Source organism: Micromonospora sp. NPDC005413 (assembly GCF_040606435.1).
In the GTDB taxonomy this organism is placed as follows: Bacteria; Actinomycetota; Actinomycetes; order Mycobacteriales; family Micromonosporaceae; genus Micromonospora.
In genome coordinates, this window is record NZ_JBEXEV010000009.1 from 57,956 (window position 1) to 72,079 (window position 14,124).

Annotated in this window: 12 protein-coding genes; 8 read left to right on the forward strand and 4 right to left on the reverse strand. The window is 68.5% G+C overall.

Annotated elements, in window-relative coordinates; translation table 11 throughout:
- Positions 1-111: 111 nt before the first annotated feature.
- Together ABZS37_RS13195 and ABZS37_RS13200 are read left to right on the forward strand one after the other, a co-directional pair.
- Positions 112-1,632: a glycosyltransferase 87 family protein gene (locus ABZS37_RS13195; protein ID WP_355168531.1), complete on the forward strand. Its 1,521-nt coding sequence runs from the start codon at positions 112-114 to the stop codon at positions 1,630-1,632.
- 78 nt (positions 1,633-1,710) lie between these two features.
- The gene (locus ABZS37_RS13200) at positions 1,711-1,992 is read left to right on the forward strand and encodes a hypothetical protein (RefSeq protein WP_355168533.1); all 282 of its coding nucleotides are present in this window, start codon (positions 1,711-1,713) and stop codon (positions 1,990-1,992) included.
- On the opposite strand, the gene ABZS37_RS13205 is transcribed toward ABZS37_RS13200, so the two are convergent.
- Both ABZS37_RS13205 and ABZS37_RS13210 read right to left on the reverse strand, forming a co-directional pair.
- On the reverse strand, positions 1,949-3,994 hold the full coding sequence (locus ABZS37_RS13205; RefSeq protein ID WP_355168535.1) for a hypothetical protein: 2,046 nt from the start codon (positions 3,992-3,994) through the stop codon (positions 1,949-1,951). The two genes, ABZS37_RS13200 and ABZS37_RS13205, sit on opposite strands and share 44 nt — an antisense overlap.
- Entirely contained in the window at positions 3,991-4,782 is a 792-nt protein-coding gene (locus tag ABZS37_RS13210) for a deoxyribonuclease IV (protein ID WP_355168537.1), read from the reverse strand. Before ABZS37_RS13210 ends, ABZS37_RS13205 begins: the two co-directional genes overlap by 4 nt.
- A gap of 637 nt (positions 4,783-5,419) precedes the next feature.
- Between ABZS37_RS13210 and rpsF the strand changes: the two genes are divergently transcribed.
- From rpsF to rplI, 4 genes are all read left to right on the forward strand, one after another.
- Complete coding sequence (rpsF, locus tag ABZS37_RS13215) at positions 5,420-5,710, forward strand: 30S ribosomal protein S6 (RefSeq protein ID WP_117668160.1); 291 nt, start codon at positions 5,420-5,422, stop codon at positions 5,708-5,710.
- An 81-nt stretch (positions 5,711-5,791) separates the two neighbouring features.
- Positions 5,792-6,337, forward strand: coding sequence for a single-stranded DNA-binding protein (locus tag ABZS37_RS13220; RefSeq protein WP_354993015.1), 546 nt, complete (start codon positions 5,792-5,794; stop codon positions 6,335-6,337).
- A complete protein-coding gene (gene rpsR, locus ABZS37_RS13225; RefSeq protein ID WP_051723758.1) occupies positions 6,337-6,618 on the forward strand; it encodes a 30S ribosomal protein S18 in 282 nt (93 codons plus the stop codon). The genes ABZS37_RS13220 and rpsR overlap by 1 nt, the downstream gene beginning before the upstream one ends.
- Before the next feature lie 14 nt (positions 6,619-6,632).
- Positions 6,633-7,079 (forward strand): 50S ribosomal protein L9, encoded by a 447-nt coding sequence (rplI, locus tag ABZS37_RS13230; protein WP_354993016.1) that lies wholly within the window; start codon positions 6,633-6,635, stop codon positions 7,077-7,079.
- Between the two features lie 117 nt (positions 7,080-7,196).
- On the opposite strand, the gene ABZS37_RS13235 is transcribed toward rplI, so the two are convergent.
- The gene (locus ABZS37_RS13235) at positions 7,197-8,729 is read right to left on the reverse strand and encodes a hypothetical protein (RefSeq protein WP_355168539.1); all 1,533 of its coding nucleotides are present in this window, start codon (positions 8,727-8,729) and stop codon (positions 7,197-7,199) included.
- 380 nt (positions 8,730-9,109) lie between these two features.
- Here ABZS37_RS13235 and dnaB point away from each other — a divergent pair, with 380 nt between their 5' ends.
- Both dnaB and ABZS37_RS13245 read left to right on the forward strand, forming a co-directional pair.
- Positions 9,110-11,947 (forward strand): replicative DNA helicase, encoded by a 2,838-nt coding sequence (gene dnaB, locus ABZS37_RS13240; RefSeq protein WP_355168743.1) that lies wholly within the window; start codon positions 9,110-9,112, stop codon positions 11,945-11,947.
- A gap of 424 nt (positions 11,948-12,371) precedes the next feature.
- A complete protein-coding gene (locus ABZS37_RS13245) occupies positions 12,372-13,253 on the forward strand; it encodes a CPBP family intramembrane glutamic endopeptidase (RefSeq protein ID WP_355168541.1) in 882 nt (293 codons plus the stop codon).
- Positions 13,254-13,366: 113 nt separating this feature from the next.
- Here the strand turns inward: ABZS37_RS13245 and ABZS37_RS13250 are convergent, their stop codons facing one another.
- Positions 13,367-14,044 (reverse strand): maleylpyruvate isomerase N-terminal domain-containing protein, encoded by a 678-nt coding sequence (locus tag ABZS37_RS13250; RefSeq protein ID WP_355168543.1) that lies wholly within the window; start codon positions 14,042-14,044, stop codon positions 13,367-13,369.
- Between the last annotated feature and the right edge of the window lie 80 nt (positions 14,045-14,124).

A 14,124-nucleotide genomic window follows, 5' to 3' on the forward strand; every position in this document is an offset into this window, starting at 1 on the left:
CGATGCCGCCGCCGGCCGGACGACCTGTCCGGCCGGCGGCGGCGTTTTCGTACCCGGATCTCCGCGTCGGGGCGGGACGGGCACCCCCGTCGTACGGCAGGATGCCTCTTCATGAGCACCCAGTCGACGCCCGGCATCGACGACGCCGGAACCACAGACCACCCGTCCCGCTCCGATGGGTTCGTCCGCGGCATCTCCGGCGTGATCGGTGGCCCGCTGGGCGACCACGCGACGGCGCTGGACCGGCCGGCCGGCCGCGAACGCCGCTTCTGGACTGCCGTCCGGATCGTGCTGGCGATGGTCTGCCTCACGCTCGCGCTGCACTGGGTGCAGAAGTCGCCCTGCCAGGACGGCGCCTGGCAGAACAACGTCCAGTACACCCGGTTCTGCTACACCGACGTCCTCGCCCTCTACTACGCCGAAGGGCTCAACGAGGGCAAGGTGCCCTACCGTGACCACCCGGTCGAGTACCCGGTGCTGACCGGCTACTTCATGGGGGCGCTGGGCCTGCCGGTGCACGCCATCGGTGACGGCGACCCGAGCATCAACCAGGGCCAGTGGTTCTACAACCTCAACGCGCTGGTGCTGGGTGCGCTCGCGGTGGCCACCGTGGCGGTGATCCTGGCGCTGCGTCGCCGACGACCCTGGGACGCCGCGTTGTTCGCGCTCGCCCCGGCGCTGGTGCTCACCGCCACCGTCAACTGGGACCTGCTCGCCATCGGGCTGGCGGCGTTCGGGCTGCTGGCCTGGGCCCGGAAACGACCGGCGGTGGCCGGCGTACTGCTCGGTCTCGCCGGGGCGGCGAAGCTCTGGCCGCTGTTCATTCTCGGCCCGATTCTGGTGCTGGCGCTGCGGGCCGCCCGGCTACGCGCCGCGCTCATCGCGGTCGGCAGCGCCATCGGCGCCCTGGTGTTGGTGAACCTGCCCCCCGCGCTGGCGTATCCGGAAAACTGGGACCGGTTCTTCGAGCTCAACAGCACCCGACCCATCGACTGGGGCACGCTCTGGTACATCGGGCGCTACCTGGACGGCAAGGTCGGCAACGACCCGGCCCGGCTCGGCCCCTTCGAGTGGCTGAACGTCAACATCCCCACCCTCAACACCCTTTCGTACGCCCTGTTCGGGTTGGCCTGCCTCGGTGTGGCCCTGCTGGCGCTGCGGGCGCCGCGCCGACCGCGGCTGGCGCAGTTGGCCTTCCTGGTGGTCGCCGCGTTCCTCATCTTCAGCAAGGTCTGGTCGCAGCAGTTCGTGTTGTGGCTGCTGCCGCTGGTGGTGCTGGCCCGGCCGAAGTGGGGGGCGATCCTGGCCTGGCAGTTCGCCGAGGTCTGCTACTTCGTCGCCTTCTACGGCGAGCTGCTCGGCGCGGCGACGAGCCGCCCGGTCTTCCCGGAAGGGGTGTTCGTGCTGGCCTCGACGTTGCGGCTGGCCACTGTGGTGGTGCTCTGCGTCCTGGTCGTCCAGGAGATCCTGCACCCCGAGCGGGACGCGGTGCGGGCCACCTATTCCGACGACCCGGATGGTGGAGTGCTCGACGGTGCACCCGACGTCGGCTGGATCGACCGCTTGCGCCCACGTGGCAGCACACCGACGATAGCCAGCTCCGAACCCGTCGCCAGCGAGTCGGGTCGTTAGCGGGAGGCCGACATCGGACTGAGTGGTACGACTGCGGTCAACTGGGTCCTGCCCGGCCTGTTCGTCGTAATCTGGATCGTGCAGCTCATCAACCGCCGGGTCTCCGGATGGTTCTTCGGTCTCGCCGGCTGTGTAGCCCTGCTGTGCTTCCCCGCGGGCATCGTCGCCAGCCGCATTGAAATGAGCGGCATCGACTGCACCGCGGGGAATATGTGCTTCTCCGCCAACGAGGTCCAGTGGTGGCTCAGCGGCGTGCTCGCCCTGTTCACCGTGGCCGCATTGGCGATCGTGTCGGTCGTCCTACGGCCGGTCGGCATCACAACCGGAAGACCACCGCGTCGCCGACGTCCTGCCGGCTGATGCCGAGCGACTCGACGGGCGCGTCGATGCTGATCTCCCACGGCGTGCCCGCCACCTGCCCGCGCAGCAACACCACAGTGCGGACGCCGAGCGTGCGCAGGTAGTCGACGCTGGTCTGGTTGGGGAACGACTGGCTGACCCGACGGACGTCGTCGAGCTGGCGCGGCGTGAAGCCGCTGCCGCCGTTGACCACGTCGGGAAACCCGCTGGTCGACCAGAGCATGACGTGCTGGTCCAGGCTCTGGTTGCTGGGCAGCACCAGCAGGGGCCCCTCCGCCATACGCATCGCGGCCGGTTGGGTCGGCACCACCGGATGCGGCGTGCTGTTCAGGCCCTCGACGGTGACCAGCAGCAGCGGCAGCAGGGTGGCCAACCGCAGCCATGGTCCCGGCCACGACGGGATCCGCTCCGCGGTCAACTCGCGGACCCGGTCGGTGAGAGCGGTGACCGCGCCCGCCGCGAGCAAGCCGAGCAGCAACGTGGCCCAGAGCATCAACCGACCAGGGGTACGCAGCGCGCTCCAGCCCGGCACGTGATCGAAGAGCGGCACGTAGGTGAAGGTGCCGTCGAAGAAACGGGTGCCCATCGCGAAGGCCATCGTCACCAGCACCCCGGCGAGCAGCAGCAGTCGGTGTCGCAGCCGCCAGACCGAGAAGAACAGCCCACCCGCGGCGAGCGCGTAGAGCACGAAGCCCGGCAGGAGTGTCATCTCCGGGTGCCACGGCAGCGCCGCGCGCGCCCCCTCGTGCAACCCACCCCAGATCCTCGACTCGGCGGGCGCCGTCACGAAACCCGACGCCGGCGGCGAGAAGATGCTGATGTCGCGGATGGTGCGCTCGGCGTACGGGTGCAGCTCGGTCACCTTGAAGAACGGGAACGCCATCAGCAGGCCCACACCGGCGAACAACAACCCACCGAGCAGGTCGGCGACGAACAACCGGCGACCGAACGGCACGGCCTGGCCGGTGCGCAGCCGCCGCGCGTAGAAGAGGACGACGACGACCAGCACCGTGCCAGCCATGATGTACGCGAACGGCAGCCCAATGCCGAAGCCGAGGCTGAGCTGCCAGGCCGCCACCAACCATCCGGCGTAGACCCAACCGTCGTGCCGGCGCTCGGGTCGGTAACCGTGCCGCAGGGACCAGCCGTGCCCGCGCGCCAACATCGCCAGCGCCAGCGGAATCCCGCCGTTGGACAGCACGTGCAGGTGCCCGGCCTGGGCCAACAACCACGGCGCGTAGGTGTAGCTGACGCCAGCAACCGCGGCGCCGATTCGGCCAGCCCCGAGCTGTCGGGCCAGCGCGTACGCCCCGAGCGTGGCGAGCGCGTGTGCCAACACGAACATGATGTTGTAGCGCAGCACCGCGTCCTCGGGGCCGCTGCCGAGCATCCCGGCCGGGGCGTACCCGAGCAGCGTGTCGGAGAACGCGAAGCTCCACAGCTCGGGGAAGAACGTGTTGGACTGCCACAGGCGCGCCGGGTCGGTCAGCAGGATGTGCCCGGACCACGCCATCTGCCAGGCCTGCAGGCTCGGGTCCCAGTAGTCCTGCGGGAGTGTGTAGCGCGGATAGCGCAGCGTCGGCCAGGTCATCAGCCCGGCCAGTGCCAGCGCGCCGAGGGTGGCCAGGGTCCACTCGTGGATCAGGAACCGGCCGACGGCTCGACCCGCCCGGCTGAAGACGGAGGGCACCGGCTCCGGGGCGGAGGCGAACGCCTCCCAACGCTCCGGGCCGACCGGCTTCGCCTCGCCCTCGGCGTCGCCCGCCTTCTCATCCTTGGTCGCGTCGCCGTCCTTGGCTGCGTCGCCGTCCTTGGTCGCGTCGCTGTCTTCGGCCGTGTCGCTCTTCGCGGGGTCGGAGTCGCCGCTTTGGGAGGCGGTGTCGAAGGTTCGAGCCGGCTGGGCGGGGGTGCCCGTCGCGGACGCGGTGGCGGGTCCGATCTCGGCGTCCGCGCCGACGGAGGTGGGCCGGGCCTTCCCGGTCCCGGGCTGTCCGGTCGTCATGCTGCCGGGCTCTCCGTCCCGAGCTGCTGACGGAGGAAGTCGATGTCGCCGGCCTGGCCGGTCACACCGCCCGGTGTCTCGACGACCACCGGCGCCCCGGCCGCCCGGATCACCGCCACCACCAGCTCCGGGTCGATCGTCCCGCCGCCCAGGTTGTCGTGTCGGTCCTGGCCGGAGTTGAACGCGCCTTTGGAGTTGTTGGCGTGCACCAGGTCGATCCTCCCGGTGATCGCCTTGACCCGGTCGACGAGGCCGAGCAGCTCCTCGCCGCCCGCGTACGCGTGGCAGGTGTCCAGGCAGAAGCCGACCTCGTAGTCGCCGATGGCGTCCCAGAGGCGGGCGAGCGCGTCCAGTCGTCGGGCGCACGCGTTGTCGCCGCCGGCGGTGTTCTCGATCAGGACCGGCACGCCGAAGCCGCCGGAGTCGGCTGCGTACGCGAACGTCTTGCGCCAGTTGTCGAAGCCGACGGCCAGGTCGTCTCCGGCGTTGACGTGCCCACCGTGGACGATCAGGCCCTTGGCGTCGATGGCGGCGGCCGCGTTGGCGTGCCCGAGCAGCAGCTTTCGGCTGGGGATCCGGATGCGGTTGTTGAGGGTGGCCACGTTGATGACGTACGGCGCGTGCACGTAGAGGTCGACCTCGGCCGCGCGTAGCCGCTCGGCGTCCTCCCGCGGCTTGGGTGCCTTCCACCCCTGTGGGTCGGAGAGGAAGAACTGCACGGTGTCGGCAGACCTTGCGGCCGCCTCTGCCAGCGGGTCGGTCGAATCGACGTGGGCTCCGATACGCATGCGAGCGAGCCTACGTCGCGTCCCTGACGGCCGGGGCGACGGCCGAGGCGTTGTCGCGTGCGGCCGCGTCACCGCACGGACCGACGATCGTTGATGGGATTGAACCGGCGACCAGCGTCCGGTCCCGCCGGCGGCGCGAGCGCCGCGTACGGCGATCGGTGGTCGACGGCCGACAGCGAGGTCACCCCGCCGCGCGGCCCGGCGCGGCGGGGGACGGCCCTTCGCACACCGGACCTGGACCGATGAAGAATCTCGGAAATTTGTGCTTTTTCCCCCGACAAGGTACGAGTGCCGTTGTATCGTCAGATAACAACATGATAAAGCTCCGCGGGGCGTCTTCAGTCCAACCTCATCGGTGTGGTCGTTCCTCCCCAGGTCCCACCCAAGGAATGCGGACGGGACGCCCCGCGGCCTCGTTGACGGGGGTCCACCACCGGCCGGTAGACGGTCGGGCGGCGGACCCCCGTCAGCATGTCCGGGAGCTGACCCGACCACCCCCAGCATGATCGTCCGGACCAGGTATCCTGGTCAGGTTGTCCGCGTCCGGCCGAGTTCCCTCGGCACGTGCGGGCAGCGACGCACGACCTCCTGCCACGGAAGGACCGTGGCCGCCTAGCCCACAGGAGGTGAGCACGTCTTGCGTCATTACGAAGTAATGGTGATCCTCGACTCCAGTCTCGAGGAACGCACCGTCGCCCCGTCGCTCGACACGTACCTGAACGTGATCCGGACCGCGGGTGGCTCGGTTGAGAAGACCGACGTGTGGGGCCGCCGGCGCCTCGCGTACGAGATCAACAAAAAGGCCGAGGGCATCTACGCCGTCATCGACCTGCAGGCCACGCCTGCTGCGGTGGCCGAGCTGGACCGTCAGCTGCGACTCAACGAGTCCGTGTTGCGCACCAAGGTCATCCGGCCGGAAATGCGCTAAGCATCCAAACCCCCGGTTCGCCCGGATCAGCCTCCGCGGCTCTGTCGTACGGCTCTGCGAGCCTGTACGACGAGACGCTGAGTGCGCGAGGAGATGGTCATGGCAGGAGACACCACCATCACGGTCATCGGCAATCTGACCGATGACCCCGAGTTGCGGTTCACCCCTTCCGGTGCGGCGGTCGCCAAGTTCCGGGTCGCTTCGACGCCCCGTTTCATGGACAAGACCACCAATGAGTGGAAGGACGGCGAGCCGCTCTTCCTGGCCTGCACCGTGTGGCGTCAGGCGGCGGAGCACGTCGCCGAGTCGCTGCAGCGGGGCGCCCGCGTGATCGTCTCGGGCCGGCTGCGTCAGCGGTCGTACGAGACCCGCGAGGGCGAGAAGCGCACCGTCATCGAGCTTGAGGTCGACGAGATCGGCCCGTCCCTGCGCTACGCCACGGCGAAGGTGCAGAAGATGTCCCGCTCCGGCGGTGCTGGCGGCGGGTTCGGTGGCGGTGGCGGTCAAGGTGGCGGTGGCGGTCAGGGTGGCGGCGGAGGCAACTTCGACGACCCCTGGGCTTCGGCTGCACCATCTCCCGCGCGTGCCGGTTCGGGCGCCAATTTTGACGAGGAGCCACCGTTCTAATGGCGCCGAGCGCCCGCGATCGCAAACCAGGAGCACGTGCAACGGCCAAGGCTGCGGCACTTCGCAAGCCCAAGAAGAAGGTGAACCCGCTCGACAAGGACGGGATCGCCTACATCGACTACAAGGACACCGCGCTGCTGCGCAAGTTCATCTCCGATCGCGGCAAGATCCGCGCTCGGCGGGTGACCGGCGTGACCTCGCAGCAGCAGCGGCAGATCGCCCGTGCGGTCAAGAACGCCCGTGAGATGGCGCTCCTGCCGTACACGGCCACCACCCGCTGAGAGGAGGCACCGATATGAAGATCATCCTGACTCAGGAAGTGTCCGGCCTCGGTGCCCCGGGCGACATCGTCGAGGTCAAGGACGGCTTCGGCCGTAACTACCTGCTGCCGCAGGGCTTCGCGATCGCCTGGACCAAGGGCGCGGAAAAGCAGGTCACGGTCATCAAGCGGGCCCGTTCGGCCCGCGAGATCCGCGACCTCGACCACGCCAACGAGGTCAAGGCTCAGCTCGAGGGTCTCAAGGTCAACCTGAAGGTCCGCGCCGGCGACGGCGGACGGCTCTTCGGCTCGGTCACTCCGGCCGAGATCGTCGACGCCGTCAAGGCGTCCAGCGGCCCGGTCCTCGACCGGCGTCGGCTGGAGGTGCCCGGTCACATCAAGTCGACCGGCACCTACCCGGTGAAGATCAAGCTGCACCCCGAGGTGACCGCGTCGTTCAACCTGAACGTTCTTCAGGGCTGACGTCCGCAACACCAGCACGAGGGCCCGCACCGAGCGATCGGTGCGGGCCCTCGTGCGTACCATCGTCGATTCCAGCCTGGCCGGGCTTGGCTCAGCTCTGACCTGGTCCGGGCGGTATCACCCGATCGGCTGACCGGTCACCGCGCTGATCAGCACCGTGGAGAGGCCGCCGCCCACCACTGCGGCGGCGAGTGCGATGGTGGCCGAGCGCCACGTCGTGCCCACCCGACGCAGCAGCGCCGCCACCACCAGACTGCTCACCAACGCCAACCCGAAGCGCGGCGCGCCGGCGAGCAACGCCTCCAACGCGCGTGACCGGGCCGAGTCGCACCCGCCCCCGCTGATGTCGGTCACACAACCAGCCGGCGCCTGGCTGTCCAACGTCAACAGCCAGACGAAGATGAGCATCGCCGGCACCAGGTAACAGGCGGCCGTGTACAGCAATGGCCGGACGGACCCACCCGGATCCGGATCGAGCAGGTCGTCCTCCAGACGACGTGCCCAGGCACCCGTGGCCGCCGACTCGACCCGCTGGCGCACCGAAGCCGCCCCAACCGCCGGCCGGTCGGCCCGACGCCGTGGCGCACCCCCGGGCGGCACAGGCGCGCTGCGCGGCCGCGGAGCGGTGTAGCCCACCACCGGAGACCGGGGCGCCGACGTCGACGGATCCGTCCAACGGGGGTCGTCATCGGCCAGCCGAGTGCCGGGCCAGAACCCCTCGTCCCGGGTCGGCCAACCCTCTGCCGCCACCGACCGGTCGGATCGCGGCGGCACCGTACGGTCCCACTGGTCGTCCTCGATCGCGGACCGCTCCCACTGGCCGGTGCGGTCGGACCGCTCCCAGCCACCGACGCTCTCCACCGCCGACCACTGCTCGCTCAGATCCGCGCCGTCCGCACCGGCAGCGGGCGGCCACGCGTGCACGCCGGAGGCGTCCCATGGATCCACCGCAGGCGGGTACGACGGCTCGGGCTCCGCCGCCCGGTCCGACCCGCGCGTCCAGGGGTCGACCGTCGGGCGGGACCACGACTCCTCCGCCGCACGGCGACTGCGCCGGCTGGGACGGCTCACGTCCTTGTCAGGCGCCGGCTCGGCCGGGGCGGGCTCCAGATCCCCGCCCGACCAGATCACCTGCGGACGGCCAGCGGGCGCACGGCGGGGACGGCGGTCCGGGACAGCGCCGGAGACCGGCTCCTCCCCCCCGGCGTCGGCGCGCCGGCGGCCGGCGTACCCCTGCTCCTGCGGACGGTCGAGCGTCCACTCCTGGGTGTGGTCCGAATCGGGTGCCGCGCCGATTGCCGCCTGCCCGCGCCAACTCGTCTCGCTGACCCGCCGTCGGCTGCTCGGCGACTCGGCGGACCGTCGGCCGGCTCCGGAAGTTGGCCGCTCGGGTTCGGGCTCGTCCGGCGCCGCGTGGCGACCGCCGCCGTCAGCGTGCAGGACCCCCGACTCCAGAGCCCACCGGGGCAGGTAGGCGTCGACCGGCTCGTCCTGGCCACGGTCCAACGCACGCTGGCGGCTGGAGGTCCGGTAGCGCCCGTCCTCGTCGTACGGGTCAACCGGAAGGGACGCCGCGCGCTCACCCCACGAGGCGATCGGCTGGCGCTCGCGCGGGCTGCCATCCCCGCGTCCCCAGTCCCGGTAATTCACGGCCGGAGTGTGACCCTTCTGAACCGAAAGCGGAATCCGCTGTCCAGGTGTAGCCGTTCGCTGGAGATAGTACGGGACGATCGTGTCACAGGCCCGACCGAAATATTCTCCTCCACAGGCTGGGGAGGATGTTTCCGCAGGTCAAAGACGTGCGGCCAAGAATTCCCCAATGGTTATCCACAGCCTGTGCACACGCTGCGCACATGCTGTCCCCCGACATCCACAGGTTGTCCCGAGGCTCGTCCACCGGCGTTGTTGAGTCTCTGACCTCGGGGTCCGTATGGTTGGCCCTCGACCGCCGGCGATGGCCCCCGATCGACCGGCCCGGTCGGACGGAAGTGTCGTACCTCAGCGGTAAAGCTGGGATCGGATCCGGCGCAGTGGAGGGGGGACCCGTGTCGGTCACCGACGACATGCGGGCAGAGTCACGCTCCGGCGGCGGCCAGTCACCCGCGCAGCGGGACGGCCAGTTCGACAAGACCCCGCCCCAGGATGTTGCCGCCGAGCAGTGCGTCATCGGCGGAATGCTGCTCTCCAAGGACGCCATCGCCGACGTCGTCGAGATCCTGAAGACCAACGACTTCTACCGGCCGGTGCACGCCACCATCTTCGACATAATCCTGGACATCTACGGCCGGGGTGAGCCGGCCGACTCGATCACGGTCGCGGCGGCGCTCGCCGACTCCGGCGACCTGGTCCGCATCGGTGGCGCGCCCTACCTGCACACCCTCATCGCGAGCGTGCCCACCGCCGCGAACGCGGCCTACTACGCGCGGATCGTCAGCGAACGGGCGGTGCTGCGCCGGTTGGTCGAGGCCGGCACCAAGATCGTGCAGTTGGGCTACGGCACCGCCAGCGGCGGCAGCCGCGACGTGGACGACGTCGTGGACCTCGCCCAGCAGGCCGTCTACGACGTCACCGAACGCCGGGTCAGCGAGGATTTCGCGATCCTGGCCGACATGTTGCAGCCGACGCTGGACGAGATCGAGGCGGTGGGGGCGTCCGGCGGCATGATGACCGGCGTACCGACCGGCTTCAGCGACCTGGACCGCCTGCTCAACGGCCTGCACGCCGGGCAGTTGATCATCGTGGCCGGCAGGCCTGGTTTGGGCAAGGCCCTCGCGCTCGACACCCCACTGCCGACGCCGAATGGCTGGACCACCATGGGCGAGGTCCGGATGGGTGATCAACTACTGGCGGCGGACGGCAGCCCCACTACGGTCACACATGCCTTCGACGTGATGCACGACCGCCCCTGCTACGAGGTCGAGTTCTCCGACGGCACCGTCATCGTGGCGGACGGGGAGCACCTGTGGAAGACGACCAGCCGGGCAAGTCGGCGGCAGGAGCCGGCACGGCAGAGGCGCCACTGGCCTGAGTCGTCGCTGGAGAACGTACGTGCGGCGCAGAAGCGGCTCAGCGCCGTGGGAAACCAGCCGATCACCCTTTTCGACACTGTCGAGCAGGTCGGGGCGGAATTCCGGCATGTCCTGCACACCGTCGCCCATGAGGTCGGGTCGATCGGCCGGATCAGCCGCCCCATTGTCCGTAATGGCCAGACGCGGAACTGGACCGCGCCCGGCTATCCGGCCGGTCCCCTTCTGACCGCGCTTCTTGAACAAGCCGAGCGGGAGGTCAATGCCGGTAGCCGGGCGGACCACGACGGTGTCGTCACCACTGCCGAGATCGCGGCCACGTTGCGTACGGACACTGCCGACCGACGGCTCAACCACGCCGTACAAAACAGCGCGCCCCTTCACCTTCCGGAACAGGAACTGCTGGTCCCGCCGTACACGTTGGGGGCGTGGCTTGGTGACGGCCACACCGGTGCCAGCCGCTTCACCACCGCAGATCCGGAGATGGTCACGCAGGTCGAGGCGGACGGTTTCGTCGTTCGGCCCAGCGGGCCAATGGTCTACACCATTTTGTTGCTGCCCAGGCCAGTCGCGCCAGGCAACGGCATCTGCGTGGAGTGCGGGGTTTCCACCCGAGCGTTGCGCGAGAATCCAGCCACCGTGAAGTGTGCCGCCTGCCATACGCGGACCGGTTCCTTCCTCGGGCTGTTGCGTCAGGTCGGGGTGGCGGCGGACAAGCACATCCCGGGCGTCTACCTCCGCGCCTCTGAGGGCCAACGTCGGGCGTTGCTGGCTGGGCTGATGGACACCGATGGCACCGTCGCCCCCGCGGGCAACCTGCAGTACACGTCGACCTCGAAGCGGTTGGCAGAAGACGTGCGCGAGCTCATCGTCAGCCTCGGCTACCGCTGCACGGTCAACGTGAAGCCGGTACGTGGTCGCACCCCCGAGTCGTCCATCGCTTACACCTTGAACTTCTCCACGCCGGATGTCGTTTTTCGACTGCAGCGAAAGCGGGACGCCCACGCCGAACGCCGCCGTACCGTCTCAGACGCCCGGTCAATCTCGCGGTTCATTGTCGACGTCCGCCCAGTGCCGAGCGTGCCAGTCCGATGTGTCACCGTGGACAATCCCGAGCATCTCTACCTTGCCAGCCGAGCAATGATCCCCACTCACAACAGCACGGCAAGTATGGACTTTGCTCGAAACGCTGCAATTCGCGCTAATCAGGCGGCCGCGATCTTCTCGCTGGAAATGAGCAAGGTCGAGATCGTCATGCGACTGCTCTCCGCCGAGGCGCGGGTGCCGCTGCACGTGCTGCGCAGCGGGCAGCTCTCCGACGACGACTGGACCAAGCTGGCCAGGTGTATGGGCGAGATCAGCGAGGCACCGCTCTTCGTCGACGACACGCCGAGCATGAACCTGATGGAGATCCGGGCCAAGGCTCGGCGGCTCAAGCAGCGGCACGACCTCAAAATGATCGTGGTCGACTATCTGCAGCTGATGACCTCACCGAAGCGCACCGAGAGTCGACAGCAGGAGGTCGCGGACCTTTCCCGTGGCCTGAAGCTGTTGGCCAAGGAGGTCGAGTGCCCGGTCATCGCGGTCAGTCAGCTGAACCGTGGCCCCGAGCAGCGCACCGACAAGCGCCCACAGCTGTCCGATTTGCGTGAATCAGGATCAATCGAGCAAGATGCCGACGTTGTCATCCTTTTGCACCGCGACGACTACTACGACAAAGAGTCGCCGCGGGCGGGCGAGGCGGATTTCATTGTTGCCAAGCATCGAAATGGGCCAACTGACACCGTGACCGTCGCAGCGCAGTTGCATCTCTCGCGATTCGTGGACATGGCAATCGGCTGAGAGGTCTCGGGATTCACCTGTCGACGGCGCAGATCGAGGGTGGTTTGCCGCACTGAGACCGCCTCTATCCGCGCGCGGTGCGCCTCGCGCACTCCGCGGCCGCAAACGGCTGAGCGATCCTCGTCACCCAGTTTCCTGCCGGGAGGGTCCGGCGGGTGGCATCTATGAAGGCGGCCCCGACGGTGGGCCGTTCACGCACGTCGGAACGGTCGCCGACCTCCTGATCGCCACCTGCCTGGCGGACCTGCCGCTGTGGCTGGCGGTGCTCGTCTCCCTCGTGGGTGTTGTGGCCGCCGCCCCACTCATTACGTCTGGCGGTATTCATCGGGTCTGCCTGGCCATACCCGAATTACGCCTACCAGCGTCAGTGATCGCGACACGAACCACATGATCTCCTTGATCTGTATCTGCAGGCAGGAGAAAGGTGACGTACCTCGTGATGGCGAGAATGAAAGGGGTGCTGGCATTTTTGGTCATTGCATTCGGGGCGAGCTGGGGTTGGTTGATCCTCGCCCGGCTGGGTCTGGGGCTCTCACTGGTCAACCCGCTGGTTCAGCTTCCATTTGGCTTCGCCCCGGCGATAGCTGCGATAATTGTACGCCGATGGATAACGCGGGAAGGATTCCACGATGCAGGGCTCGCCCTCCGTTTGCGTGACGCGTGGTCTTCCTATCTCATAGCCTGGCTCTGTCCGATGGGGTTCGTTGTGGGCACCGTCGGGTTAGCGGCGGCGATGGGTCTGTGGACTCCCGATCTCTCTACCCTGGACGACGCCGTTCCTGGGCTTCCAGGGTGGGCGTTTGTCCTCGTGCTGATGGCTGTCGTCCCGCTCCTCACACCCTTGTACTGGGGTGAGGAGTTCGGCTGGACCAGCTACCTGAGGCTTCGAATTTTCGTGGGCAGGCCACTTCTGTCGGTCGTCGCGACAGGACTAATCTGGGCGTTCTGGCACTATCCGCTCGCCTTTTTCGGTTATATCGAATTTACCAACATTGCCCTCGGGCTGTTGGTCTGGACAGTGATGTTCCTGCTGCAGGAGGTCATTCTGGCCTGGCTGCGTACGCGCAGCGACAGTATCTGGCCCTCAAGCTTGGCTCACGCCGGAAACAATATGGTTCTAGCACTGCTCACAGGCTTGCTGCTGACCGAAGGCGGAAAGCTAGACGAAATCACGGTGACGCTCCTGTCGGCGGCACCGATGGCGACAGTGTGCGTCTGGATCCTTGCTGGACGACGGCTCTCGGTACCGAGGGCCGTCGGCAATGAAGCGGAGAACGCAGCCATGCCTGAACTTGCCAGGGGATAGCGGCGAGTACGACGTGATTTCAACGGCCTTGGCCCGCTCGACCAGTTGCTGAGCGAACTCCACCTCCGCCGCCGTCGGCTGCGGAGGTGGAGGTGTCAGACGCATATGAAGCATCAGCTCAGCAGTGGAAACCAGCCCGCCGACTCGCCCAACTCCAGCCGGTCCCGGTCGGTGAGCGGGACGCGCCCGGTGGCCTTCAGCAGGAAATCGTGGTCGTCCCAGGCGGTGGGGCGCACCGTGTCGTCGCTGAGCAGGCCGTCCATGGTGGCCACCGCGACCCCTACCGCCAGCGGGCCGGGCGGCGGCGCGTCGGGCAGTTCCAGTGTCAGGTCGAGGTGATGGACGACGGCCTCGGTGGTCAGGGTGGCGAGGAAATCCGGTACGCGCAGCACATGCCCCTGCGTGGTCACGTACCCCTCGGGGTCGGCTGACGCGGCGGCGCGGACCGCCGCCGGGGCGGTCTCCCGCCAGAGCCGGACGATTCCGGTCGGACGGTCGAACGCGGCGGCCGATCGACGCACCCACCAGGCGTGCCGGGTGGAATTCTCGTCGCTGACGGGGAAGTCACGCCAGTAGCTCACGTCGTCGACATCGGCGGGGCCGTCAACGGGGATGGCCAGTGCGACCAGTGCCCGCTGGGCGTCGCCGAGCACGTGGAGGAGCAGGTCCGCGATGAGCCAGCCCTGGCAGCGGGTGGCTCGTTGCAGGTCCGCGTCGTCCAGGCCGCCGACCACCGCGCTGATGCCGTCGTACGCCTGGGCCAGCGCCTCGTCCGGCCGGATCGAGGTCATGCGATTCAGCCTCGCATGGACCATCCCACCCGCCAACCATCGACGGTGTAGATCATGCGCCCGGGCCGACGCGCGGATCG